A 21,025-nucleotide genomic window follows, 5' to 3' on the forward strand; every position below is an offset into this window, starting at 1 on the left:
CCATAGTTCTGGGCGTCGGAGTCCGCGCGAACACCATGGAGGCGCCGTGCTGACTCCCGTGCTGACTTGGTGCTGACTACGCAACGCAGAGCTCCGCCGCTCGTTGATGGCCGCGACGAGGACGCTCGCCTCGTAGCGGACCGCCAACATGTCGTACCGGGTGGCCACGGCCCGGTGCCTCTTGAGACTCTTAATGGGTTTCGTCAAGCAGCCTGAACCTCTGTGGCTGTCTTCTCGCGGGGGTTGTACTCCCTCTCGTAGAGCCGACCGTCCCGGAGCATGGCCCACAGGATGGAGACTCGCTGGCGGGCGACAGCGATGACGGCCTTCTTGTGGCGGCCTTTGTCGTGTGTGTAGCCCTTGTACTTGCGCAGGTACATCTCGTTCTCCCACGTCCCCGCGGTCAAGAATGCGACCTGGGTCGACAGGAAGAATGCCCGCTGGAGGGGGCGGCTGTATTGGGTCGGGCGCAGGCGGTTTCCCGTGTTTGATCCGGAGTCACGAGAGACGGGAGCCATTCCCGACGCGACAGCGAGTCGCCCAGCGGTCGGGAACCGTGAGATGTCGCCGATCGCTGCGAGAAGTTCGGACGCAAGGAGTTGGCCGAAGCCAGGCATGGAAAGGACGATGGGCGCCTGGGGGTGTTGGGAGAGAAGTTCCTTGATCTTCTTCTCCAGCTCCTTCAGCCGGTTGTTCATCTCCGTGATCTTTTGAGCGAGTTCGGCCACCAGCTCGGCTGCCAGGTCTTCTTCACTGGCTGCTGATTCCTGGGATTTAGCGGCTGTTACGGCCTTTTCTGCGAGGGCTGCCGCATTCCTTACTCCACGCTTGGTGAGCCAGGCAGTCAGCCTGCTCTCGCCCATGCGTCGGATGGCAGCTGGTGTCTGGTATCCGGATAGGAGGACCAGAGGCCCTGCGGCCTGGGCGTAGTCGAAGGACCGCTCCAGCTCCGGGAACATGCTGGTGAGCAGGGCTCTCATGCGGTTGATGGTCCTGGTGCGTTCGGTTGAGAGGCCGTTGCGGTGGGACAGGATGAGCGTGAGTTCCTTGGTGACCCTTGGGGGCGCTGGCACAGGGACCGTCTGCCGTCGAAGGCAACGGGTGAACTCGGCAATGATGTAGGAGTCCTTCAAGTCGGTCTTGCCCTGCCCACTGAAGCTCTTCTTGAAGGCCGCGAACTTCGAGCCGGCGACGTACCGCGGGTTCTGGCCGTGGTTAGCCATAATTCCTAGAAGCAGAGATGCCGGGCCGTCAATGAGGTCGAGAGCCCAGGTTACGTGGTCCGACATGCCCATGACCTCGCCGAATGCGGCCAGGATGTCGGACTCAGAGTTAACCACCTTGCGGTTCCACAGCGACTCGCCGTCGCTGTCGACCACTGTGAACCAGTGATGTCCTTTTCCTACGTCGATCCCAGCCCATACCTGCGGTGGCCGCTGCGTCATCTCGTCTCTCCAGGTCGATCACGGACAAAAAGTGCCAGGCCACCCCTGGAGTAAGTCCGTACGAGCGATCGAATCGCAGCTCTTAATCAGTTAGTGAGGGTGGCCTGAAGGCTGGCCGACGCAGTCTCAAGGAGCCCCTTCGATGGGCAGGCGATTGAAAGTCGCATCCAGCCTTCCAGGCTGTAGATGTAACGATCATCGGACAGCAGGGACACCCGCTGGCAAGTCCGTACAAGCGATCGAGTCGCCACTCTTAATCAGCAGTCTGGGGTGCCCCAGAAGGCCGGCCGACGGAGTCTTGGAGAGCCCTTGGTGGGCAGGCTGATGAGAGTCGCATCCGGCCTTCTGGCTGGACGCGGAGTTTACAGCCCGACCGGGTGCCCACCTGCACGCCCGTACTGTAGCGATCATGATCGCAGCTCTTAATTAGCAGCGAGGGCGAGCAGCGGCACCGGTGTCCCAGGGCTGCCGCTCATGCCCGATCGAGCCTGCTTGAAGGGTACGGGCGATTGATGCCGCGCTCGACCGCATGCCTCGCCTTGTAGTCCTCGGGGTCGTACGTCACCGGACAACATGACGTAGGCGATACCCGACTGCCCCGCGTCGGAGTGCCCCCGCCCCCGTCACGCGGCTCTCGCGTCCTCGCCGGCCAGGAACGGACGCAGCAGCGTGAGCAGTTCGCGCGGCCGGTGCAGCGGGATGATGTGGCCGCAGTCTTCGATGACGTGTCCGGTGAGATCGTCGGTGACCGGGCGGAGCTGGCGTTCCAGCGCAGCACCGACAGGCCGGGCGCCCAGCGCCATCGTCGGCACCGTCAGGCGGGCAGTGGTGACCGCCTGCTCGATCTGTACAGCGCTCTCGGGCAGGGCCCGGTAGTACGAGAACGCACAGCTCAACGCCTGGCGGCCGGTGTATGCGCGGACGAAGGCGTCCCGGACTGCGGGGCGCACCCCGTCGCCGAGCGTGCCGGCTCGTAGAAACCAGTCGACGTAAGCGGCCTCGTGGCCCTCCAGCACGGTCTCGGCGAGGCCGGGCGCTGCGGAATGGAAGCCGAACCACCACGGCGGTCCGTCGGCAAGGAAGTCCTCGGCGCCGGGCAGCCTGCCCAGCAGGGACTCCATGACGACCAGGCGCCGGACGAGACCGGGACGGCGCAGGGCGAGGAGGAAGGCCGGCGGGGTGCCTGCGTCGATGCCCACCACCGCGGCCGAGGACACGCCGAGCGCGGTGAGAAGTGCCGCGGCGTCCTCGGCCAGGGTGCCCGCGTCGTACCCCGAGGCGGCCCGGCTGCTCCCGCCGAAACCGCGCAGGTCCGGCGCGATGACGCGGTAGCGGCCGGACAGATCGGCCATGACGTCCGTCCACAGCTCCCAGGTATGCGGGAAGCCATGCAGGAGCAGGACGGCCGGGCTCGATCCGGCGAGGGCGACGTTCAGTTCGACACCGTTGACAGGGACGCATCGCAGCTCGGGCATGGAAGGACTCCGGGTGGTGAGAGAAAGTGACAAGGTCACGCTAGGGAACTAACCTGGTCTGCCCAAGACGGCACTTTCCCTTCAGGCGGTGAGCCCCGGGTGACCACGTCGAGGCCCGGCGAACAAGACCAGCGGACCGGTGGACGCGGCGACCTGCTGGATCCGCGCTGCCCGACCCGCCGGCTACTCGACCGCATCGGCACCAAGTGGACGTCGATGGCGGTAAAGGTGCTGGCCGAGGAGGCTCCGGGCGAGCTCCGCTTCGCGGAACTGCGGCGCCGCATCCCGGGCATCTCACAGAAGATGCTGTCCGTCACCCTGCAGAGCCTGGTCCGCGACGGCCTGGTCGCGCGCCGCGTGGAACCCACCGTGCCGCCCGCCGTCCACTACCGGCTCACCGAGCTCGGCCTGTCCCTCGAAGGGCCGCTCTCCGCCCTGCGGGTCTGGGCCGAGACACACATGCCGGAGATCGACCGCAACAACCAGCTCGCCGACGAGTCACTCACCAACTAGGGCGTGCATCGGAAGTGGATCTTGGACATGGGATGGTCTTGGTTTGTGGCGCGTGGAGATCTACGGACGAGCAATGGACGGTGCTGGAAGCGCTGTTGCCGAAGGGCCAGAAGCCCGGATGCCCGCCGACGTGGGCCAGGCGGCAACTGATCGACGGCATACGGTTCCGGGTCCGCACCGGCATCCCGTGGCGGGACCTGCCCGCCGAGTACGGGCAGTGGGGCCGGGTGCACGACCTGTTCCGCCGGTGGCAGCGGGACGGCACCTCGCACCGCATCGTTGAGCAGCTCCAAGCCCGAGCCGACGCCAAGGGCCTGATCACCTGGGACATCAACGTCGCCTCCACCGTGGGCCGGGCCCACCAGCACGCCGCCGCGGCGAGGAAAAAAAGTGGACCTGCAGAAGGAGCTGCCCGGCGGCGTCGGCGTCGAGCCGGACGACCACGGGCTCGGGCGCTCGCGTGGCGGCCTGACCACCAAGCTGCACCTGGCCGTCGAACAAGGCCAGAAGTCCATGTCCATCGTGATCTGTCACACCCTGGGCGCGGCAGAGGCCCAACACCTCGTGGAGATCGGGAGCTTGGGCGGCCAGCACACGGATGCCCTCATGGAGGTAGCGGTAGCCGGTGGCCTGCGAGATCCCGGTGTCCCGGGCGGGGCAGTGCACGCAGCCGTGTTCTCGGAACCAGCGCAGCACCAGTGCCGCCTGGCGGAACGGGCCCAGGGCGCGAGAGCCCTTCGGCGTGGCGATCCCGCGCTGGTGGGCGGCCGACAACCGGGCGAGGACTCCACGATCTGGCGTGGGACATCGAGCGCGGCAGCATAGGTGCCCAACCTGAAGCCTCTGATTCGAGCGGACATGGTCTTGGCAGACCAGCCTGATCCCGCGGAGACGTTGAACTAACTGACATTGAGCCCGTGATGTTGGCGATGGTGCTCCTGCGGCCGTCGCCGACATCACGTGGAAGCCGCCGGGGTCGGTGTCAGTGGAGCGGTTCGAGGTGGTCGGCGCGCGGGCGCCCGGCGCTCAGGTGGGCGGTGAGGAAGCGGGCGGCGCGGTCGAGTGCGGCATCCGCCTCGTCGAGGTGGCCGTAGTGGTGTTGGAAGACGTGGGGGAGGCCGGGGCCGATTTCGAGCGTGACCTCGACGCTGTCGGCGCCCGCGCGGCCGGCCAGCCGGACCGCGTCGTCGAGGAGCACCTCGTTCGCCCCGACCTGCACGAGGAGTGGGGGCAGTCCGGTGAGGTCGGCGAACACCGGGCTGGCCAGGGGGTGCGCCCTGTCGCCTGCGCCGACGTAGAGATCGGCGTAGGCGCGCACGTCGGCCTCTGTGAAAATGGGATCGGCGCCCTCGTTGGAACGGATGCTTCCTCCAGCGAGGGTGAGGTCGGCCCAGGGGGAGAAGACGACCACGGCCGCTGGTTGCGGCAGCCCGGCCTCCCGGGCGGCGAGCAGCGTGGCGATGCTCAATCCGCCACCGGCGGAGTCACCGGCCATGACGAGGTCCCGTGGGTCGGTGCCCGACGCCAGCAGCTCGCGGTAGGCCGCGAGCCCGTCGTCGACAGCCGCGGGGAAAGGGTGCTCGGGCGCCAGCCGGTAATCCACCGACGTCGCGCGCAGCCCGGCGCGGCGGGCCAGTTCACCGACCAGCCCTGCGTGGGTGTCCGGTGAGCCGATGACGTAGCCGCCGCCGTGCAGGTAGAGCAGTCGGCCGCGGCCGGAGGCTTCGGCCGGCTCCAGTTCCAGGGTCGGCCGCCCGCCCAGGACGGTCCTGCGGGTGACCACGCCCTCCGGTGCGGGGCGGGTGACAGCCGCGGCGAAACCGCTGCGCTGCTCCTCGGGAGTGGGCCGCCTGTCGCTGCGAGGGGCGGAACGGAGTATGGCGTCCAGGGCGTCGCGCTGCTGTCGGGACATGCGGGGCCTCCATGGGTCGGGGTGCGAGGATGGATTCCTGGGAATCCACCTGTCTGACCCCAACCGGATTCCAAGGAAGATGATTCCCAGGAATCCACTGGAGCTAATGTGAGCCACATCACCCCAATCTTCAGCGATCTGGTCCGCGTCGAGACCCGGCTCTACAACGCGGTGAGCGCCCGATTGCGCGCCAAACAAGGGCTGGGGCTGGGACAGTTCGAGCTTTTGGAGATCATCGACCGCGTGCCGGGGTGCCGCGTGCTCGACATCGTCGGCGAACTGGCGATCACCGTGGGGGCCGTCAGCAAGGCGGTCGACCGGCTGGTGGCTGCGGGCTGGTGCCTGCGAGTCGCGCACCCTCAGGACCGCCGCTCGTCCGTCCTCCGCCTCACATCCGAGGGCGAGAAGCAGTTGTCCGCTTCCCGCCCCATTGTCGAAAGCGAGCTCATCTCACTGACCGCGGCGGTTCCCCCTGACGCCCTGGCCCGCATCGCCTCAACCCTGGCCACCCTTCGCGCAACCCTAGAGGCGGGCTCTCATGGCCGGCCGGGATGAGGGGACATGACCCGGGAATGGCATCCGACCCTCCAGGGTTGAGTGACGCTGTTTGGCCCCGCAAGGCCGACATCACGCATTCAAGTTCAGTAGCCTCTGAGAAAACCTCACTCACCCGTCGCCTGTTTCGCCGAACTGGACAGCATCGGCCACTGAACACACAGGTCGTCGACCGAACTAGGCAGTTTCGCTCGGCTCGCCGGCGGCCCGAGGAACACCCCGCTGTCATCTTCGTAATTAGCGACCGAAGCGCATATCTCAATCAGCAAGCCGGATGCCTGTCGGCGTCGCCCCGCGGTGAGGACGAAGGCCAGCGGTCGTCAGTTCCCGTCGGTGGCGAGGTGGGTTTTCGTGGTCAGTCCGCCGCGAGACCGGCCGATGGCATGATCGTCCGGTTCCCAGGCCGGGGTCGGAGCCCTTTTTGCGGGCTCCGGCCGGCGTGCTGGTGGACCCGCACGATCGTGGAGTCCACCGAGACGGCCCAGTCCCTCGCTGCTGCGCTACTCCTGGCAGGACCAGGGCGGCGGCGAGGTGACGGAAGTCGCCTACCCACTCGAACCGCGCGGCGGCGGAACACGCTTCACCTACCACCACACCGGCTTCACCGGCACCGGAGCACTCCTGGAACTCGGGGTCGACCTCGCTCGATCAGAGCACCCACCCTTGGGTGGGTCGGACTGCAAACGCGTGCGTGAGGGCCTTTCGGAACGCGTGTGCCGCGGGTGACGGTGGTGTGCGTTCGAGCAGGTGGATTCGCCTGGTGACCACGGGATCGACCAGTGGTCTGACGGCGAGTGCCTGGGAGCCGAGCAGCGGCAGGACTCCTGTCGGGACCGCGCTGACGCCGATGTTCGCCGCGACCAGTCCGGCCACCGTGGGCACCCCCCGGGCAGTGACGAGCGCGCGGGGACTAATGCTTGCCGCGTCGAATCCGAAATCGGTCAGCGCGCGGACGCTGCTGCCGGGCAGCAGGGCGACAAAAGGGTGCTGTGCGAGTTGCGCCCAGGTGATCTCGTCCAGGGCGGCGAGGGGACTGTCCGGGGGTGTGACGGCGACCAGCGTGTCGGTGGTCAGGAGTTCGACGTCGGCGAAGTCGGGAGCCAGGTACGTCTGCCGGGCCTCGCACATCGCCAGATCGACGTGTCCGGCCTTGAGCATGTCTATGCCTTCGTCGGACGGTACGTCGAAGACGGTGACCGAACGGCCTGGCCTGCCGCGTGTGAACTCTCTGACGGCGGCCGGCAGCACAGTGGCCGCCACGGAGGGCAGCACGGCGACGGCGACCTCGCCGTTCTCGCCCGCCAGGTATCCGTCCCACTGCCGGTGACCGCGGTCGGCGGCAGCGAGGACGCTCCGGGCGATCGCAAGGTAGGCGCGGCCGGCATCCGTCAGCTCGACCGCCCGTGTGGTCCGGGTGAACAGCGTGGCGTTCAACACGCGCTCTACGAGAGCCACGGTCCGTGACACCACCGGCTGGCCGATGTGCAGGTCGCGGGCCGCGCCGCTGAACGAGCGGTTGCGGGCCACGGCGTCGAGGACCGCCATCTGGGACAGGGACACGTCCATGTTGGCAGAGCATAGGTCTATGCAGAATCAATGTCTTCTCATGGGTAAGTGGCCGACCTAGCGTGGGGGCATCGGCCGCCTGCGCGCAGGCAAATGGCTTCATCTAGGCGGAAGTTGGTCTCATGGGAGTCAAGGCGCTCGCGGCAACCCGGATCGGCTGCGGGGCCGGGTTCGCCGGCGACCGCTTCGATGCGGCGTCCGACCTGCTGGAGCGCGGTGGGCTGGACTATCTCGTCCTGGAGTGCCTGGCCGAGCGCACCATCGCCGCGGCCACGCTGCACCGTCTCACGGACCCGCAGGGCGGCTACGACCCGCTCCTCGAACGGCGGCTGGCCCCGCTGCTTCCCGCGGCGGCCGCACACGGGACACGGCTGGTCACCAACCTTGGAGCGGCCAACCCCGCGGCCGCCGGCGAAGTGGCCGCCCGGTTCGCCCAGCGACTCGGGCTGGAGATGACCATCGCCGTGGTGACCGGAGACGAGGTGACGGCGCTCATGGACCCCCTCCGACCGGCGCAGGAGGACGGAGTGGCCCTCGCCGATCACGGCCGCCTGGTCGCCGCCCATGCCTACCTGGGGGCGGACGCCGTCCGCGCCGCGCTGGACACCGGTGCCGATGTGGTGATCACCGGTCGTGTCGCCGACCCCTCGCTGTTCGTCGGCTGCGTGGCCCACCATCGCGGGTGGGACCTGCAGGACGCGGACCTGGCGGCCCACGGCACGCTGGTCGGCCACCTGTTGGAATGCGCGGGTCAGGTCACTGGCGGGTACTTCGCCGACCCACCGCTGAGCCGGGTACCCGGCCTCGCGCACCTGGGCTTCCCCATCGCCGAGGTCACCGACACCGACGCCGTGATCACCAAGCTCCCGGGCACCGGCGGCCGGGTGGACGGCGCCACCGTCGCCGAACAACTGGGCTACGAGATCGGCGATCCGTCGGACTACGTCACTCCCGATGTGCGGGCCGACTTCACCGGCGTCGTCATCGAGGACCAGGGCGGCGACCGGGTACGTGTGAGCGGCGCACGGGGACGGACGGCTCCCGAAGACCTCAAGGTCAGCGTGGGCTTCCAGGCCGGCTACCGGTGTGAGGCCGAAATCGACTACTGCGGGTCCGGCGCCCGCGGGCGGGCCGAACTCGCGGCGGCGGTCGTGCGCGAGCGCACCCGGGGACTCTTCCGGCGCTTGCAGGAGGATCTGCTGGGAGTCGATCCGATGGTGCAGCCGGACGGCACCCTGCTGCCGGGTTCGGGCCGGTGCCGGCTGTCCATGGTCGCGCACGCGGATGACGCGGACACGGCCGCCCGGCTCGGTGAAGAGGTCACCGCGCTGTACACCAACGGCCCCGCCGGAGGAGGCGGGGTTCGGGCGACCACCGAACCGGTCCTCGGCGTGGTCTCCGGCACTGTGCACCGCAGCGCCGCCGTCCCCTCGATCGACCTGCTGGGGAGCCGCTCATGACATCGGCGAGTCCACCCGGCCCGACCCTGCGCGATCGAGCCCACGCGCGTGCCGGCGACAAGGGACGCAGCGTGACCCTGACCGTCGTGGCCCGCAACGCGGCGGACTACCCGATGCTGCGTGCCGGCCTCACCGCCGCCGCCGTACGCGAGCACCTGTCACCGCGCATCAGCGGCGACGTCCACCGCTATGAAATGCCCGTCACCGCAATGCTGCTGTTCCTGTGCGAACGCGCTCCCGACGACTCCGTCACCACCTCGCTGCACCGCGACCGGCACGGCAAGACCCTCTCCGGCCTTCTCCTGGACCTCCCCATCCCCACGGAACCGTCCGCCCCCTCCCGACGACTGGAATCAACATGACCCCACCTGACATACCCGCGACCACACAGACGCTCCAGGTCCAGGGAAAGACCCGCACACTCACCGTCGTAGGCCGAACGGGCGAGCAGCCGCGACCGATCGTCCTGCTGCTGCACGGCTCCAACCAGACGGCCGCCAAGCTACGTGCCTTCACCGCCCACGCCTTCGACCGGCTCACCGCCGACGGCGCAACCGTGCTCGCCTATCTCGACGGCTACCAGCAGCACTGGAACGACGCCCGCGTCTCGAATCAGTTCGCCGCGCGCACCGAGGGGTACGACGACGTCGCCTTTGTGCGCGACGCCATCGACCTGCTGGTGCGCCGCCACGGCGGTGACCCCTCCCGGGTGTACGTGGTCGGATTCTCCAACGGCGGACAGATGACGATTCGCCTCGTCCATGAAATCCCCGACCTGCTGGCCGGAGCCGCAGTGATCTCCGCCACCCAGCCGGCCGAAGAGAACTTCGCCCCCACCTACCCCGTACACCACCCACTGCCCATCATGCTCGTACACGGCACCAAGGACCCCCTCGTGCCCTACAACGGTGGCATGGCCAGCATGTGGGGCCTGCGCCCCCGCGGCCTCGGCCTGTCGGCACCCCAGACCGCCCGCTACTACGCTCAGCGCAACGAGATCAGTACCGAACCGGTCACCGAGCAGGTCGGCACCATGGACGGCAGCGGCACCGGGCGTGGAAAGACCTCCGTGACGGCGCTTCACTACCGCCAGCCCGGCCGCCATCCCGTCTCCCTGTACACGGTCAACGGCGGCGGCCACACCATCCCCGGCACGAAGAAGGCACCCTTCCTCATGGGCCGCACCGACCTGACCTTCGACACGGTCGCCGCCGTAGCCGCCTTCCACGCCCTGCCCGCCGGCGCCGCGCACCCCGCGTAGCCCTCCGCACCGACCACCACGTGTGCCTGCAAGTTTCGTCCGCCCGGCAAAGGAGCGAACCGAGTCCGTGTCCGAACACAACCCGTGCCGCCGCGGTTTCGGCGACACCGTCGAAGCCGACGACGACTTCGGGCCGGGCTGATCTCTCGCGCTACGGATCGCCGCACTTCAAGCCCCCCACCTTCACGAGCCGGCCGCCGAGGGCATCCGTTCACCGAGGGGTACCTTGGCTCGTCGACCTGCGACGTTGCGGGAAGACGGCATCCGGGTGCCGAATATCGTGAGGTGGCCGACCCGGATGGACGGCGGTCAGGCGTGAGATTCCCGCCCCGACTCCTCGGCAACTCGTTCAGCCTCCCCTCGCCGAACGGCTGGCGGCCCGTATGGGCGGGCGTCCTGCCGACGCGGACGCACCGTCTTGCGGAGCCCATGCCGAACCCGGCGGCAGCCGCCCCTCGACTGATGCGGTCGATGCTCGTCGGCTGCACCTGAAGGTGGAGCGGGGCAACGAGCCTCTTCCAACCTGGCCGCGGTTGGATACCGATGAGGCTGCCGGGCTGCAAGGATCGACAGACCTCCTGATGACGGATCTATGGCGTGCTGGGAGAGTGCGCGAGCCACAGGCGTGGCGCCGGCGGCGCAGCTTCTCGCATCTCCGGTACGGCACGGAACGCCTCGACGACGCAGGCGGCGAAGCGGCGGGAAGCCGCGAGCTGAGCGGCACGCGGCAGGCCCTGGACGCCCCGGTGGGCCATGAGCATGAGGATCAGGTCGTCGACGACGAAGCCAGGTCGCAGCCGGCCGCTCTCCTGGGCACGTCGGGCAAGTTCGCCAACCGCGCGCGATGTCCGCTCTCGTTCGGCGGCGAAGTCCATGACCTCGGGGAAGGGTCGTCATGAAGGCGTCGTGGGCAGCGCGGAGCCGCAGGTCTCGGCCAGGGCCTGCGCGATGGCTCCCACAGGCGTGTCCGGGTCGGCGTCGAGGTGGACGTCAAAGGCTTCGCCGACATCGTCGACGACAGTGAATATCAACGGCACGAGGACTCCCGACGGGGCGGATGGGACGGTTGGCGGCATCGGGCATGCTCGGGCACCCCGGATCGCTCCGGGCCCTACGCACAATCCACTCGGGGGGTTCACCGATGCGGCCAGTCCCGTGAACCATTTCGCCGCCGGGTCCGTAGCAGCCGGCCCGAGGCTCGTCATCGACTTCCCTTGACGTGATCCTCGCCCCGATCCCGAGGTGGCCGTATGTCGCTGTCCGTTGTCCTGGCTGTGGTGCTCGGTGTGGCGCTGATCGGTGCCATCGCCGCGCTCGTCGTGACCGAGCTGAAGTCCCCCGGCGCCGCCCCGGCCGGGCCGCCGCCCGCAGTGGTGACGGGGCGCGAGGCCCTGGAGCGCATCGACCTGGGGCTGCGCACCCTGGCCGCGGAGTGCGTGCGGTCCCGGCGTCCGCTGCCCGATGTGTACGCGCTGGCGTACTCGGGTGACGGGCTGGCGCTGCGGCTGGCCGGCGTCGATCTGAACGCCCCCGCCTCCTGGGTCACCGACGACAGGGGTGAGGAGTGGCTGCTCGATGCGGAGCAACTGGCCGGGCACGGCGGTGCGGCGGGGGCGTCGCACCCGTACGCACTGGCCGTCACCATCGGGCTGGACCAGGGCTCCCGAGTGCTGGTCGACCTGTCCCGGGCCTCGGCGGCGATCGCCGTGACCGGTGCCATGGACGGCGTACGGCAGTTGGTGCGGGCGTTCGTCGCCGAGCTGATCACGGGCCCGGTGGGCCGGCACGCCGAGGTGACCCTGGTGGGTTCGGCGGCCGGTGCCGAACTGACCGTGGGCCTCGGCATGCACTCGGTACGGCTGCACACGGTGGCCACGCTGGAGGAGGCGCTGTCCAACGGGGCGGAGCCGGCGCACGGAGCGGCCTCGTCGGCCTCGGCCGATCAGGTCACCCAGGTCTACCGGCTCATCGAGGGCAGCAGCCCGGTGGGGGTGGAGGGCCGTACGCCCCGGCTCTTCGTCCTGGATGCCGCGGCGTACCGCGACGAGAAGGACGCCGTGGACGGTCTGCACGCGGGGGACGCCCTGCTGGTGCTCGGGGACGCGCCCGGCTGCGTCTGGCGATTCCAGGTCGAGGCCGACGGCTCGCTCGACACCGGTCCGCTGGGGGTCAGGGTGGATGTCCACGCCGGACGCCTGTCACCGAGCTGACCGTCCGCCGGCGAGGGATGGACGGGCTCAGCCGGCACTCAGACCGCGGCTGCTCAGGCCCTTGCGCAGGGCCCGGATCGCGTAGTACGAGCGTGACTTGACCGTGCCGGGCGGCACGCCGAGCAGTTCGGCAGTCTGGGTCACGGTGCGGCCCATGTAGTACAGCTGCAGCAGCACTTCGCGCTGGAACGGGGCCAGGTCCGCCATAGCGTCGACCACCACCTGTGCGGTGAGCACGCGATCCACGCCGTCCGGCACGGACAGGGTGGTCAGGTCCGGGTCACCGGCCTCCGGTGGCCGCGCCTGCCGGCCCCGGTAGCCGTCGATGACGAGGTTGCGGATGACCGCGAACAGCCAGGGGCGGACTCCCACCGCCGTGGGATCCAGCTCCTCGGCGTGCTGCCAGGCACGTATCGCAGCCTCCTGCAGCACGTCCTCGGCGCGGTGCCAGTCGCCGGCGAGCAGCCGCGTCGCGAAGCGCCGCAGGACCGCCCCGTGCCGCTCGTAGAGGGCTCTGAGGAATTCCTCGGTCGGTTCCTGGTCCCGGTTGCCCGTCGCACCGGTGGCGGACACTAATATTTCGGGCACAACGGCTCCTTCGGGCTGGGCATGCTGGACTCGGCGGGGCGGATGCCGGCCACGGCCCGGAGGTGGCCGGCCTCGCGCTACGGCCGCCTCGGCACGGGCGGCGCAGGCGCTAGGCGCCGGGCTCCGCGGCGGCGAGTGCCCTGACTTCGGTCGGGGTGAGGACCCGCTGATAGGCGTGTACGTCGGAGATCGCGCCGCACCAGAAGTCGGCAGGTTTGTCATCGGTCTTGGCTCGGCCGATCAGGAGATGCCCGGCCGCCGGCTCCGGGTTGTCGGCGTGGGCGGAACCGGCGAGGGCGCCGTTCACATAGAGACTGAGCAACCCCGCGGAGCGGCGGTAGGTGCCGACGAGGTGGTACCAGCGGCCCGACACGGCCGGACCCACCCGGGCGGCCAGCGCCCGCACGTTGACGAAGCTCAGGGAGAACCGCTGGTCGTAGCCGGAGTACTGGAGGTAGAAGACGCTCCCGTGCTGGCCCTCGAGGGAAACGGCGGTGCGGAATCCCGGGTTGTCGAGCCGCACCCAGGCGGCCACCGAGTAGTCGCGCCCGGTGTCCAGGACCGGATCTCCGGCGTCGGCGTATCCGGTGGAGCCGTCGAGTTCCAGCGCCCCGCCGCGCGGGCCGTCCACCCACTTCGTTCTGCCTTGGACCGTTGCGTCGTGCCGGCCGGCCTTGTCCGCGGCGACGGTGCCGCTCTTCTCGTGCAGCGGCCACCAGCCCACACCCCGCAGGTCGGCCCCGGCCGCCGGGGCCTTCTTCTTGCCGGAGTCCGCCTTCTTGCCGGAGTCCGCGGTGCTGTTGATGTCGATGATGACGAAGGTCAGCGCAACGGTCAGGGCGATGAGCGACCATCTGCGCGTCATGAATAACTCCCGGTAACTCGATGAGGTGCGGGGCGAAGTGCGGTCGGCGCCAGGGCCGCGGGCTCGCACCGGTCCGCGCAGAGGATGGAGAAACGTGCACGCCGGGACGTGTACCGAAGACGGCGACGTGGAACGGCGACAGGTGCTCCTCGTCCCTTCCCGGCGTCCACGGCACTCTTCCTCGCGTCGGTGCGACTCGATGCCCGTTCAGGCTTGTAAATGTGTATATAAGGGCGCGGCTGGCGCTGCACAGGAGCCTGATTGATCGATTCATGACCAACGTTGCCCGTTCAGTCAGGGGCATCGATGCAGGTCAGCGAACAGACAGCGATTTCGGTCCATCTTTTGGTGTGCCCAATTCCTCCAAACCACGGGCCCAGACCCTGCCCGTTCGTACGCATGCGGGAACGATTGCGCACCCGGGAGGATGGAGCCGACACTCCGGGATCACTCGTCGAAGGAGACGACGTCGTGGACTCAGACGCTCGCCGGCGCCGGGCGCTCGAGATCGCCCGGCACCACGGCTCGGTCGATGTCGCTGCGCTCGCCGTGGAGTTGGAAGTGTCCCCCGAGACCGTGCGCCGCGATCTGCGCATGCTGGAGGACAACGGTCTGGTGCGGCGGACGCACGGAGGTGCCTATCCGGTGGAGAGCGCCGGATTCGAGACCGCCCTCGCCGTGCGCACCACCCGGTATGTGCCGCAGAAGGCCCGGATAGCCGCCGCGGCCGCGGACCTCCTGAGTGATGCGGAGACCGTCTTCATCGACGAGGGCTTCACCCCGCAACTGATCGCCGAGGCCCTGCCACACGGGCGCCGGCTGACCGTGGTCACGGCCTCGTTGGCCACCGCGGCCACGCTGTGCACGCGGGAGGACATCCAGGTGATCCTGCTGGGCGGGCGGGTGCGCGGACGCACCGCGGCCACGGTGGACCAATGGGCGACGCGGATGCTGGCCGGGTTCGTGATCGACCTCGCCTATGTCGGGGCGAACGGCATCTCACGCGAGTTCGGCCTGACCACGCCGGACCCGGCGGTCGGCCACGTCAAGGCACAGGCCGTGGAGTCGTCCCGGCGGCGGGTGTTCTGCGGCATACACACCAAGTTCGGCGCGGTCAGCTTCTGTCGCTTCGCCGAAGTGCGGGATTTCGAAGCCATCGTCACCGACACCTCGCTGGCCCGGTCGGAGGCCCGTCGCTATGAACAGTTGGGACCCGACGTCATCCGGGTGTGAGCTCGCTGTCCGCCGTCGGCGCACGCCAGTTGTGCAGTGGTCGAGCGGTGCTTCACGTCGCCCTCCCCGTTCTGCGCATGGCCATCGGGTCATTCATCAGCCGACGTGGAGATCGAAGTTGGTCACGTACCAGGCGCCGTCGATCTTGGCGGACTCTATCTTGACGTCCAACTGCCCTGGCTTCAGTCCGGTGGAGTTGGACAGGATGACCTTGTCGAGAGTCTGTCCGTCGACGGTGACCTTGTCGGCGGGCACTACCGCTTTGTCGCCCGTGACCGGTACCTGCGCGACGTCCACCTTCGGGTCGCCCGTGGACCCCTTGGGCGTGAACGACGCGCGGAACTTCCCGACGTTGTCCAGCATTTTCCGTACGTCGGGCGTGTTGCTGTTGCACATGGCCGGGGTACCGACCCGGGCGGGCGACGCATCGGCGGCGGGGGATGCCATCACCAGGCACGCCTGCTTCGGCCGGCCTTTGAGGATCGCGGTGACCCAGGCGGCAACCGCCCCTTCGGCTGTCGACGGGCGTGTGGCCGAGGGCGGCGAGGCTGCCGTCGACCTGCTCGCGGTTGGCTTCTTGTCCGCGGCGGAGTCCGTGCCCTTCGAGCAGCCCGTGACACCCGCGACGGTCGCCACCAGCGCGGCCCCGGCGATCCAACGGACGGCCTTGTTCCGGTAGTTCTCTGCCATCACTTCGGAGACCTTTCAGTAGGTACTCGTAGGGGTCTGTGCCACCCCGAGGCACTTCTCGTCCAAGTGGCACATCGACCGGGGAGACGGGAAGGGGAGCCAAAACGGTTCAATGCCCTCGCGACGACGCGCGCGCCGCTAATGGGGGTGTCGAATGCCCGGGATTGGGGGTGCCGACGGTCGTGGTCCCTGCGGCCAGTGCGTCTGCGAACGCTCTGCGGTGATCACAGCTGCTCTCCCTGTCGGCGCGTGCGTCTGCCGTCCCGGGGTTCCGGCAGGGAAATCGGCAGCGGAAGCGTGGCGGTCTCCTCCAGGGTGTATGTCGGGTCGGCCGTGGGGACGGCCGCGACGCGTTCCGCGGTGGCGGCAGCCCGGCGCCCGGTGGTGACGGCGCCGAGGACGAGGATGGCCGCTCCGCAGCCGGCGATGATCCACCAGGCGGCCGGGCGCGCCCCGGCGGCGACCGCGGCGCCGATCACCGCGATGCCGAGTGAGGAGCCGATCTGACGGCTGGTCGCGGCGATGGCGGCGGCGACCCCGGCCTGGGCGCGCGGCATGCCGGACACCGCTGTGTAGGTGATCGGTGCGTTGACGAAACCGAAGCCGAGGCCGAACAGTGCGTATGTGACGTACAGCAGGGTGTCGGACGGGTGGGCGGAGCGGGTGGCGGCGACGGCCAGTACTGCGCTGGCCGTGATGCCGGCCCCCGCGACAAGCAAGGGAGTCCGTGGGCCGCGGCTGCCCACGATCCGCCCGGACAGCGGCGGGCACATCAGGGCCGGCACAGCCATCGGAAGCAGGTGCAGCCCGGCGCCCAGGGCACTCAGCCCCAACTCCTTTTGCAGATAGAGGGTGTTGGTGAACAGGAAGCCGCCGAGCGCGGCGAAGGCGAGGACCGCTGTCGCGGTGGCTCCGCTGAAGGGCGCGCTGCGGAAGAGCCGCGGTTCGATCAGTGGTTCGGCGCGCCGGTTCTCGTACGGTACGAAGGCGGCCAGCGCGCACGCCGCGACGATCAGGCAGGCCACGATCGGCGGCGCGGTCCATCCCTCGCCGGGTGCCTCGATGATGGCGTACGTCAGTGTGCCGAGCAGGACGATCAGCAGGAGTTGCCCCACCGGGTCGGCCCGTCGGGTCCGCGGCGCGCGGGACTCCGGCACGAACAGCGCGGCGAGTGCGAGCGTGGCCAGCCCGATCGGCACGTTCAGCCAGAACACGGATCGCCATCCGACCGATTCCACCAGTACGCCGCCGAGGACCGGCCCGGCCGCCATGCTGAGGCCGACGATCCCGCCCCAGATGCCGATGGCCCGCGCGCGCTCGCGCGGCTCGGTGAACGTGTTGGTGAGGATGGCCATGGCGACGGGGGTGAGCATGCTGCCGCCCGCCGCCTGCACCATGCGGAAGGCCACCAGCCAGTCGGTCGCGGGTGCCAGGCTGCACAGGGCCGACCCGGCGGTGAACAGCACGAGACCGAGCTGGAAGATCCGTCGGCGTCCTACGCGGTCGGCGGTGGAACCGGCCAGGGTCAGCAGCGAGGCCAGTACGAGGGTGTAGGCGTCGAGCGTCCATTGCAGCCCGGAGACCGAGGAGTCCAGGTCCTGCTGCATCGAGGGCAGCGCGACGTTGAGGATCGTGACGTCGAGACTGACCAGCAGCACGCTCAGGCAGCAGACGGCCAGGACGGGCACGCGCCGCCCGCGTCGGGGGACGGGCATGTGGGTCCCCCGGCTCAGTCGTTGGGCCGGTTGGTGGCGTGGGTGTCGGCGAAGTCCCAGACCACGGGGAGGAGTTGCTCAGGGGTCTCGATCTGGGGCATGTGACCGGTGCGAAGGAGGAGTTCGAACCGGGCGCCGGGGATGGCGTCGGCGTAGGCCAGCCCGTAGTCGGTGTCGACCACCTGGTCGCTCTCGCCCCATGCGACGAGGACCGGGTGCGTGATCTTGGTCAGGCGCTCGCGCAGGGTGGGGTCGGCCATGGCGTGCGGGCCCGAATAGACCTGCAGCGCGGCCCGGTTGGCGACGGCCGCCGCGCGCTGCTCGTCGGAGAACGTGCTGGGGTCGATTCGGAACTTCTCGACGTCGTGGAAGGAGAGAGCGGACAGCTCGGCCGGTGTCAGGGTGAAGGGGTCGGCGACCGGGTGGCCGGGGACGTGGATGCCGGCGGCGTTGACGAGGACGACACTGCTGATCCGGGCGCTGCCGAGCAGGGCCATCTCGGCGGCGATCCAGCCGCCTATGGAGTTGCCGACGACGGTGACGTCGCTCAGGCCGAGCTCGTCCAGCAGCCGTACGTAGACCTGGGCGAGGGTGGGCACGTCGGTCAGCCAGTCGGGCCTGGCGGTGCCGCCGAAGCCGGGGTGGACCGGGGTGATGACCCGCGCCGGCCGCTGCTCGGCGAGGAACCCGGCGAACCCGGCGACGGTCTGCGGACCGCCGCCGCCGTGCAGGAGCAGGAAGGGGTGGCCCTTGCCCCGCTCGTCGACGGTGAAGTTCAGGTCGACGTCGCCGGAGTCGAGGGTGAGGGTGATCGTGTGGGCGGTGCTGGTCATGGGAGTCTCCAAGTCGGTTTTCGTTGTTGGGGGTTACTGGCGCAGGCCGTTACGCGTAGTCGGTGGCCGGAACGGTGGCGTACCGGCTCATCACCTCGACCGTGGCTTGCGGGGTCAGCTCCTGACCGGCGGCGATCATGTCGCGCAGGTCCCGGAAGTACTGCACGTACAGGTCGGGCGTGAAGGTGTTGAGCATCACCGCGGGCTCGTCGCCGTGGTTGGCGAAGGTGTGCGGAGCGCCGGGCGGCACCATCGCCAGCGTGCCGGCGGGCGCCACGTGGGTCGTCTCGCCGATGGTGAAGTGCACGGTGCCGGACACGACGTAGAAGCCCTCGTCGTGCTGGGCGTGGCGGTGTTGCGGCGGCCCTTCGGAGTGCGGGGCGAGGGTGATCTCGCCGATCCCGATCCGGTGCCCGGTGGTGCTGCCGTCTTCCAGGATGCGGATCTGCGCCGGTCCCAGTCGGATCGTCTCGCCATCGTCCGGGCCGACTACGGAAGTCCGTGTCATCACAATCTCCTTCGTGAGAGCCAACTCTCAGGAAGGAGAGTAGGCGGTCGACTCTCTTCATGCAAGTGAGCTCTCATTACGAGGGTTCACAGTGCTAAAGTGGCTGTGAAAGGGAAGAGCGAGAAGGGGACGCACCGATGACGACGCCGATCGACACCGGCCGCAGCAACCAGAAGAAGCGCACGCGTACGGCCCTCATCGAAGCCGCTCGCGAACTCATCGCCTCGGGCGGCGAGGTAACCATGCCCGTGGTCGCGCGCGCCGCCCTGGTCTCCGAGGCCACCGCCTACCGCTACTTCCCCGACCTCCCCTCGCTGATCAGCGAGGCCCTGGCCGGCGCCTGGCCGCCCCCCGCCGAGGCGCTCGCGCCGGTCGCGGACTCCACCGACCCCGCCGAACGGGTCGCCTTCGCCTGCGAGTTCCTGCTCCGCGGCATACTTCGGCGCCAGGGCGCGGTTCGCGCCATGATCGCGGCCACCATCACCCGCCCCGCGGCGGCGGCCGAGAGGCCCGGGGTCCGCTTCGGGCTGATCGACCAGGCGCTCGCCCCCCTGGAGGACACTCTGGGGGCGACGGATCCGGAAGCCCTTGCCCAGCTGAAGCGAGACCTCGCCGTAGTCGTCAGCGCCGAAGCCCTCTTCACCCTTACCGACCTGTGCGGCCTCGCCCCCGACGTCGCCGTCGCGAGCGCGGTACGGACAGCGACCACGCTGACCGAATCCGCGGTGCGCGCGATCGCACAGGGGTGAGCCGGGACATCCGCCGAAGTCGTCCAGCGGGGGGAGCATGTGCACATGCTGCGGGCCGGGAGAGGTGAGGGGTGATCCGGGTCGAGATGCTCGGGCCGTTCGCCGTTCGCCGTTCGCCGTTCGTCTTACGGCGTGACGGGGTCGAGGTCCGCCCGCGCTGCCGTGCGTGGTGGTTTCCGCCCCGTCGCCGGATACCGCCACGTGGTTCGCCGACAAGCACCCTGCGCTGGTGGCAGCGTACGACCTCGCCCACCGGGAGGGGTTCGACGGGCGTTCGTGGCGACTGGGGGACCGGCTCGTCGGAGGGACACTCCCGGCGTGGGTCGGCGCTCGTGGAGTCGAACCTGGGCCGGTACTCCGCGGCCCGTGAGCACGAACCGCAACTCGAACTGGCGGAACGCCTGCTGGGCATGTGCCCGTCCGGCACCGGTGCGAGTCACCGGGCCTGGGCGCTCAACGCGGTGGGTTGGGCCCAGGTGCGGCTCGGCCGGCTCGGCCCTGCGCACGAGCAGGCGGCGCTCACGCTCGGCGACGGCCTCGGGCCGTACTCGCCGGCCGACACCTGGCACGCGCTCGGTAGCGTGCGATGACCAGGACGCCATCGACGTTGACGATCACTCTCCGTCGGCATCAGGCGCCCGCTCACCGGCCAATTGCCATGCGTGCTTGGGGAATTCGGACAGGTCGGTGCGCAGCGCGCCGATGTCGCGGATGACCGTCTGTGCGAGGGCGCTGACATTCACCGGCATCGCAGTCAGTGCGGTTGGCGTAGTCCTGCGACGAGGAGCTCGACCACTCGACGTGCGTCGTAGCGGGGGTCGTTGTCGGCGCCTATGCAGAGGTTCCCGATGCCGCGCATGAGTTGGTAGGCGCTGACGTCGGAGTGGATCTCGCCGGCGTCGGCGGCAGCGTCGAGGAGCTGGGTGCACACCGGCAGCAGGCGGTCGAGGAAGTAGGCGTGCAGCGTCTCGAAGCCGGAGCTGTCGGCCTGCAGCGCGGCCGCGAGTCCGTGCTTGGTGACCAAGAAATCGACGAAGAGGCCGACCCACCGTCCGAGGGCGGCGTGAGGTGTCGGGCTGGTCGCCAGCAGAGCCGGGCCGGCCTCCGCGCAGGCGTCGACCTGGTGCCGGTAGACGGCGATGATGAGATCTGCTCGAGTCGGGAAGTGGCGGTAGATCGTGCCCAGCCCGACGCCGGCCTTGGCCGCGATGTCACGTACCGGCGCTTCCACGCCCGACGTGACGAAGACCGCGGCGGCCGCGTCGAGCAAAGTCTCCTTGTTGCGCCGGGCGTCCTTGCGCTTGGACTGGGCTGCGGGCCCCGCGCCCTCGTCGCTGTCGTTCACCGCGCCACTTCCTCCACTGCCGAGCTTGCTAAACGGAACAGTGTTCCGTATCGTTCCGGAACGAGGTTCCGCTTGTTCATGATGTCAGAGCAGGGGCCCGAC

The 21,025-nt window shown here is 69.3% G+C and carries 22 protein-coding genes and 3 pseudogenes; 10 read left to right on the plus strand and 15 right to left on the minus strand.

The window, feature by feature from the left end; all coding sequences use genetic code 11:
- Positions 1-203: 203 nt before the first annotated feature.
- Both AB5L52_RS38620 and AB5L52_RS38625 read right to left on the minus strand, forming a co-directional pair.
- Positions 204-1,445: an IS110 family transposase gene (locus tag AB5L52_RS38620; protein ID WP_369362924.1), complete on the minus strand. Its 1,242-nt coding sequence runs from the start codon at positions 1,443-1,445 to the stop codon at positions 204-206.
- Positions 1,446-2,068: 623 nt separating this feature from the next.
- Positions 2,069-2,920: an alpha/beta fold hydrolase gene (locus AB5L52_RS38625; RefSeq protein WP_369367980.1), complete on the minus strand. Its 852-nt coding sequence runs from the start codon at positions 2,918-2,920 to the stop codon at positions 2,069-2,071.
- A 99-nt stretch (positions 2,921-3,019) separates the two neighbouring features.
- On the opposite strand from AB5L52_RS38625, the gene AB5L52_RS38630 reads away from it, so the two are divergent.
- Both AB5L52_RS38630 and AB5L52_RS38635 read left to right on the plus strand, forming a co-directional pair.
- Positions 3,020-3,433: a helix-turn-helix domain-containing protein gene (locus AB5L52_RS38630; protein WP_351578653.1), complete on the plus strand. Its 414-nt coding sequence runs from the start codon at positions 3,020-3,022 to the stop codon at positions 3,431-3,433.
- A gap of 32 nt (positions 3,434-3,465) precedes the next feature.
- Positions 3,466-3,651, plus strand: a pseudogene (locus tag AB5L52_RS38635) (transposase); the annotation flags it as partial.
- A 337-nt stretch (positions 3,652-3,988) separates the two neighbouring features.
- Here AB5L52_RS38635 and AB5L52_RS38640 read toward each other — a convergent pair.
- Both AB5L52_RS38640 and AB5L52_RS38645 read right to left on the minus strand, forming a co-directional pair.
- Positions 3,989-4,141, minus strand: a pseudogene (locus tag AB5L52_RS38640) (IS5/IS1182 family transposase); the annotation flags it as partial.
- A gap of 274 nt (positions 4,142-4,415) precedes the next feature.
- Positions 4,416-5,345 carry an alpha/beta hydrolase gene (locus tag AB5L52_RS38645; protein WP_369367981.1) on the minus strand — a complete coding sequence of 310 codons (930 nt, stop codon included), beginning with the start codon at positions 5,343-5,345 and terminating at the stop codon, positions 4,416-4,418.
- Between the two features lie 108 nt (positions 5,346-5,453).
- On the opposite strand from AB5L52_RS38645, the gene AB5L52_RS38650 reads away from it, so the two are divergent.
- On the plus strand, positions 5,454-5,900 hold the full coding sequence (locus AB5L52_RS38650) for a MarR family winged helix-turn-helix transcriptional regulator (protein WP_369367982.1): 447 nt from the start codon (positions 5,454-5,456) through the stop codon (positions 5,898-5,900).
- A 648-nt stretch (positions 5,901-6,548) separates the two neighbouring features.
- Here AB5L52_RS38650 and AB5L52_RS38655 read toward each other — a convergent pair.
- On the minus strand, positions 6,549-7,466 hold the full coding sequence (locus tag AB5L52_RS38655; protein WP_369367983.1) for a LysR family transcriptional regulator: 918 nt from the start codon (positions 7,464-7,466) through the stop codon (positions 6,549-6,551).
- Positions 7,467-7,588: 122 nt separating this feature from the next.
- Between AB5L52_RS38655 and AB5L52_RS38660 the strand changes: the two genes are divergently transcribed.
- From AB5L52_RS38660 to AB5L52_RS38670, 3 genes are read left to right on the plus strand one after another with little or no spacing between them, the layout of a single operon-like run.
- Positions 7,589-8,926, plus strand: a complete 1,338-nt coding sequence (locus tag AB5L52_RS38660; RefSeq protein WP_369367984.1) for an acyclic terpene utilization AtuA family protein — start codon at positions 7,589-7,591, stop codon at positions 8,924-8,926.
- Positions 8,923-9,288 (plus strand): hypothetical protein, encoded by a 366-nt coding sequence (locus AB5L52_RS38665; protein WP_369367985.1) that lies wholly within the window; start codon positions 8,923-8,925, stop codon positions 9,286-9,288. Before AB5L52_RS38660 ends, AB5L52_RS38665 begins: the two co-directional genes overlap by 4 nt.
- Positions 9,285-10,187, plus strand: a complete 903-nt coding sequence (locus AB5L52_RS38670; protein ID WP_369367986.1) for a PHB depolymerase family esterase — start codon at positions 9,285-9,287, stop codon at positions 10,185-10,187. The genes AB5L52_RS38665 and AB5L52_RS38670 overlap by 4 nt, the downstream gene beginning before the upstream one ends.
- 590 nt (positions 10,188-10,777) lie before the next feature.
- Here the strand turns inward: AB5L52_RS38670 and AB5L52_RS38675 are convergent.
- Positions 10,778-11,074 (minus strand): annotated as a pseudogene (locus AB5L52_RS38675) (TetR/AcrR family transcriptional regulator); the annotation flags it as partial.
- A gap of 6 nt (positions 11,075-11,080) precedes the next feature.
- Entirely contained in the window at positions 11,081-11,224 is a 144-nt protein-coding gene (locus AB5L52_RS38680; protein WP_369367987.1) for a hypothetical protein, read from the minus strand.
- Positions 11,225-11,437: 213 nt separating this feature from the next.
- Here AB5L52_RS38680 and AB5L52_RS38685 point away from each other — a divergent pair, with 213 nt between their 5' ends.
- Entirely contained in the window at positions 11,438-12,397 is a 960-nt protein-coding gene (locus tag AB5L52_RS38685) for a hypothetical protein (RefSeq protein WP_369367988.1), read from the plus strand.
- A 27-nt stretch (positions 12,398-12,424) separates the two neighbouring features.
- Here AB5L52_RS38685 and AB5L52_RS38690 read toward each other — a convergent pair whose 3' ends face one another.
- Both AB5L52_RS38690 and AB5L52_RS38695 read right to left on the minus strand, forming a co-directional pair.
- Positions 12,425-12,985 (minus strand): sigma-70 family RNA polymerase sigma factor, encoded by a 561-nt coding sequence (locus tag AB5L52_RS38690; RefSeq protein WP_351578627.1) that lies wholly within the window; start codon positions 12,983-12,985, stop codon positions 12,425-12,427.
- Between the two features lie 109 nt (positions 12,986-13,094).
- Positions 13,095-13,850 carry a LamG domain-containing protein gene (locus AB5L52_RS38695; RefSeq protein WP_369367989.1) on the minus strand — a complete coding sequence of 252 codons (756 nt, stop codon included), beginning with the start codon at positions 13,848-13,850 and terminating at the stop codon, positions 13,095-13,097.
- A gap of 471 nt (positions 13,851-14,321) precedes the next feature.
- Between AB5L52_RS38695 and AB5L52_RS38700 the strand changes: the two genes are divergently transcribed.
- On the plus strand, positions 14,322-15,083 hold the full coding sequence (locus AB5L52_RS38700) for a DeoR/GlpR family DNA-binding transcription regulator (RefSeq protein ID WP_351578622.1): 762 nt from the start codon (positions 14,322-14,324) through the stop codon (positions 15,081-15,083).
- A gap of 96 nt (positions 15,084-15,179) precedes the next feature.
- Here the strand turns inward: AB5L52_RS38700 and AB5L52_RS38705 are convergent, their stop codons facing one another.
- From AB5L52_RS38705 to AB5L52_RS38720, 4 genes are all read right to left on the minus strand, one after another.
- A complete protein-coding gene (locus AB5L52_RS38705; RefSeq protein WP_369367990.1) occupies positions 15,180-15,773 on the minus strand; it encodes a hypothetical protein in 594 nt (197 codons plus the stop codon).
- 224 nt (positions 15,774-15,997) lie between these two features.
- On the minus strand, positions 15,998-17,488 hold the full coding sequence (locus tag AB5L52_RS38710; protein WP_369367991.1) for an MFS transporter: 1,491 nt from the start codon (positions 17,486-17,488) through the stop codon (positions 15,998-16,000).
- Positions 17,489-17,502: 14 nt separating this feature from the next.
- The gene (locus tag AB5L52_RS38715) at positions 17,503-18,321 is read right to left on the minus strand and encodes an alpha/beta fold hydrolase (protein WP_369367992.1); all 819 of its coding nucleotides are present in this window, start codon (positions 18,319-18,321) and stop codon (positions 17,503-17,505) included.
- Between the two features lie 49 nt (positions 18,322-18,370).
- Positions 18,371-18,829: a cupin domain-containing protein gene (locus tag AB5L52_RS38720; protein ID WP_351019275.1), complete on the minus strand. Its 459-nt coding sequence runs from the start codon at positions 18,827-18,829 to the stop codon at positions 18,371-18,373.
- 137 nt (positions 18,830-18,966) lie between these two features.
- Here AB5L52_RS38720 and AB5L52_RS38725 point away from each other — a divergent pair, with 137 nt between their 5' ends.
- The gene (locus AB5L52_RS38725) at positions 18,967-19,578 is read left to right on the plus strand and encodes a TetR/AcrR family transcriptional regulator (RefSeq protein ID WP_351578612.1); all 612 of its coding nucleotides are present in this window, start codon (positions 18,967-18,969) and stop codon (positions 19,576-19,578) included.
- 332 nt (positions 19,579-19,910) lie between these two features.
- Entirely contained in the window at positions 19,911-20,168 is a 258-nt protein-coding gene (locus AB5L52_RS38730) for a hypothetical protein (RefSeq protein ID WP_369367993.1), read from the plus strand.
- Positions 20,169-20,192: 24 nt separating this feature from the next.
- On the opposite strand, the gene AB5L52_RS38735 is transcribed toward AB5L52_RS38730, so the two are convergent.
- Positions 20,193-20,327, minus strand: a complete 135-nt coding sequence (locus AB5L52_RS38735; RefSeq protein ID WP_369367994.1) for a hypothetical protein — start codon at positions 20,325-20,327, stop codon at positions 20,193-20,195.
- Positions 20,328-20,332: 5 nt separating this feature from the next.
- Positions 20,333-20,923 (minus strand): TetR/AcrR family transcriptional regulator, encoded by a 591-nt coding sequence (locus AB5L52_RS38740; RefSeq protein ID WP_369367995.1) that lies wholly within the window; start codon positions 20,921-20,923, stop codon positions 20,333-20,335.
- Positions 20,924-21,025: the final 102 nt, after the last annotated feature.

This window comes from Streptomyces sp. CG4 (assembly GCF_041080655.1).
In the GTDB taxonomy this organism is placed as follows: Bacteria; Actinomycetota; Actinomycetes; order Streptomycetales; family Streptomycetaceae; genus Streptomyces.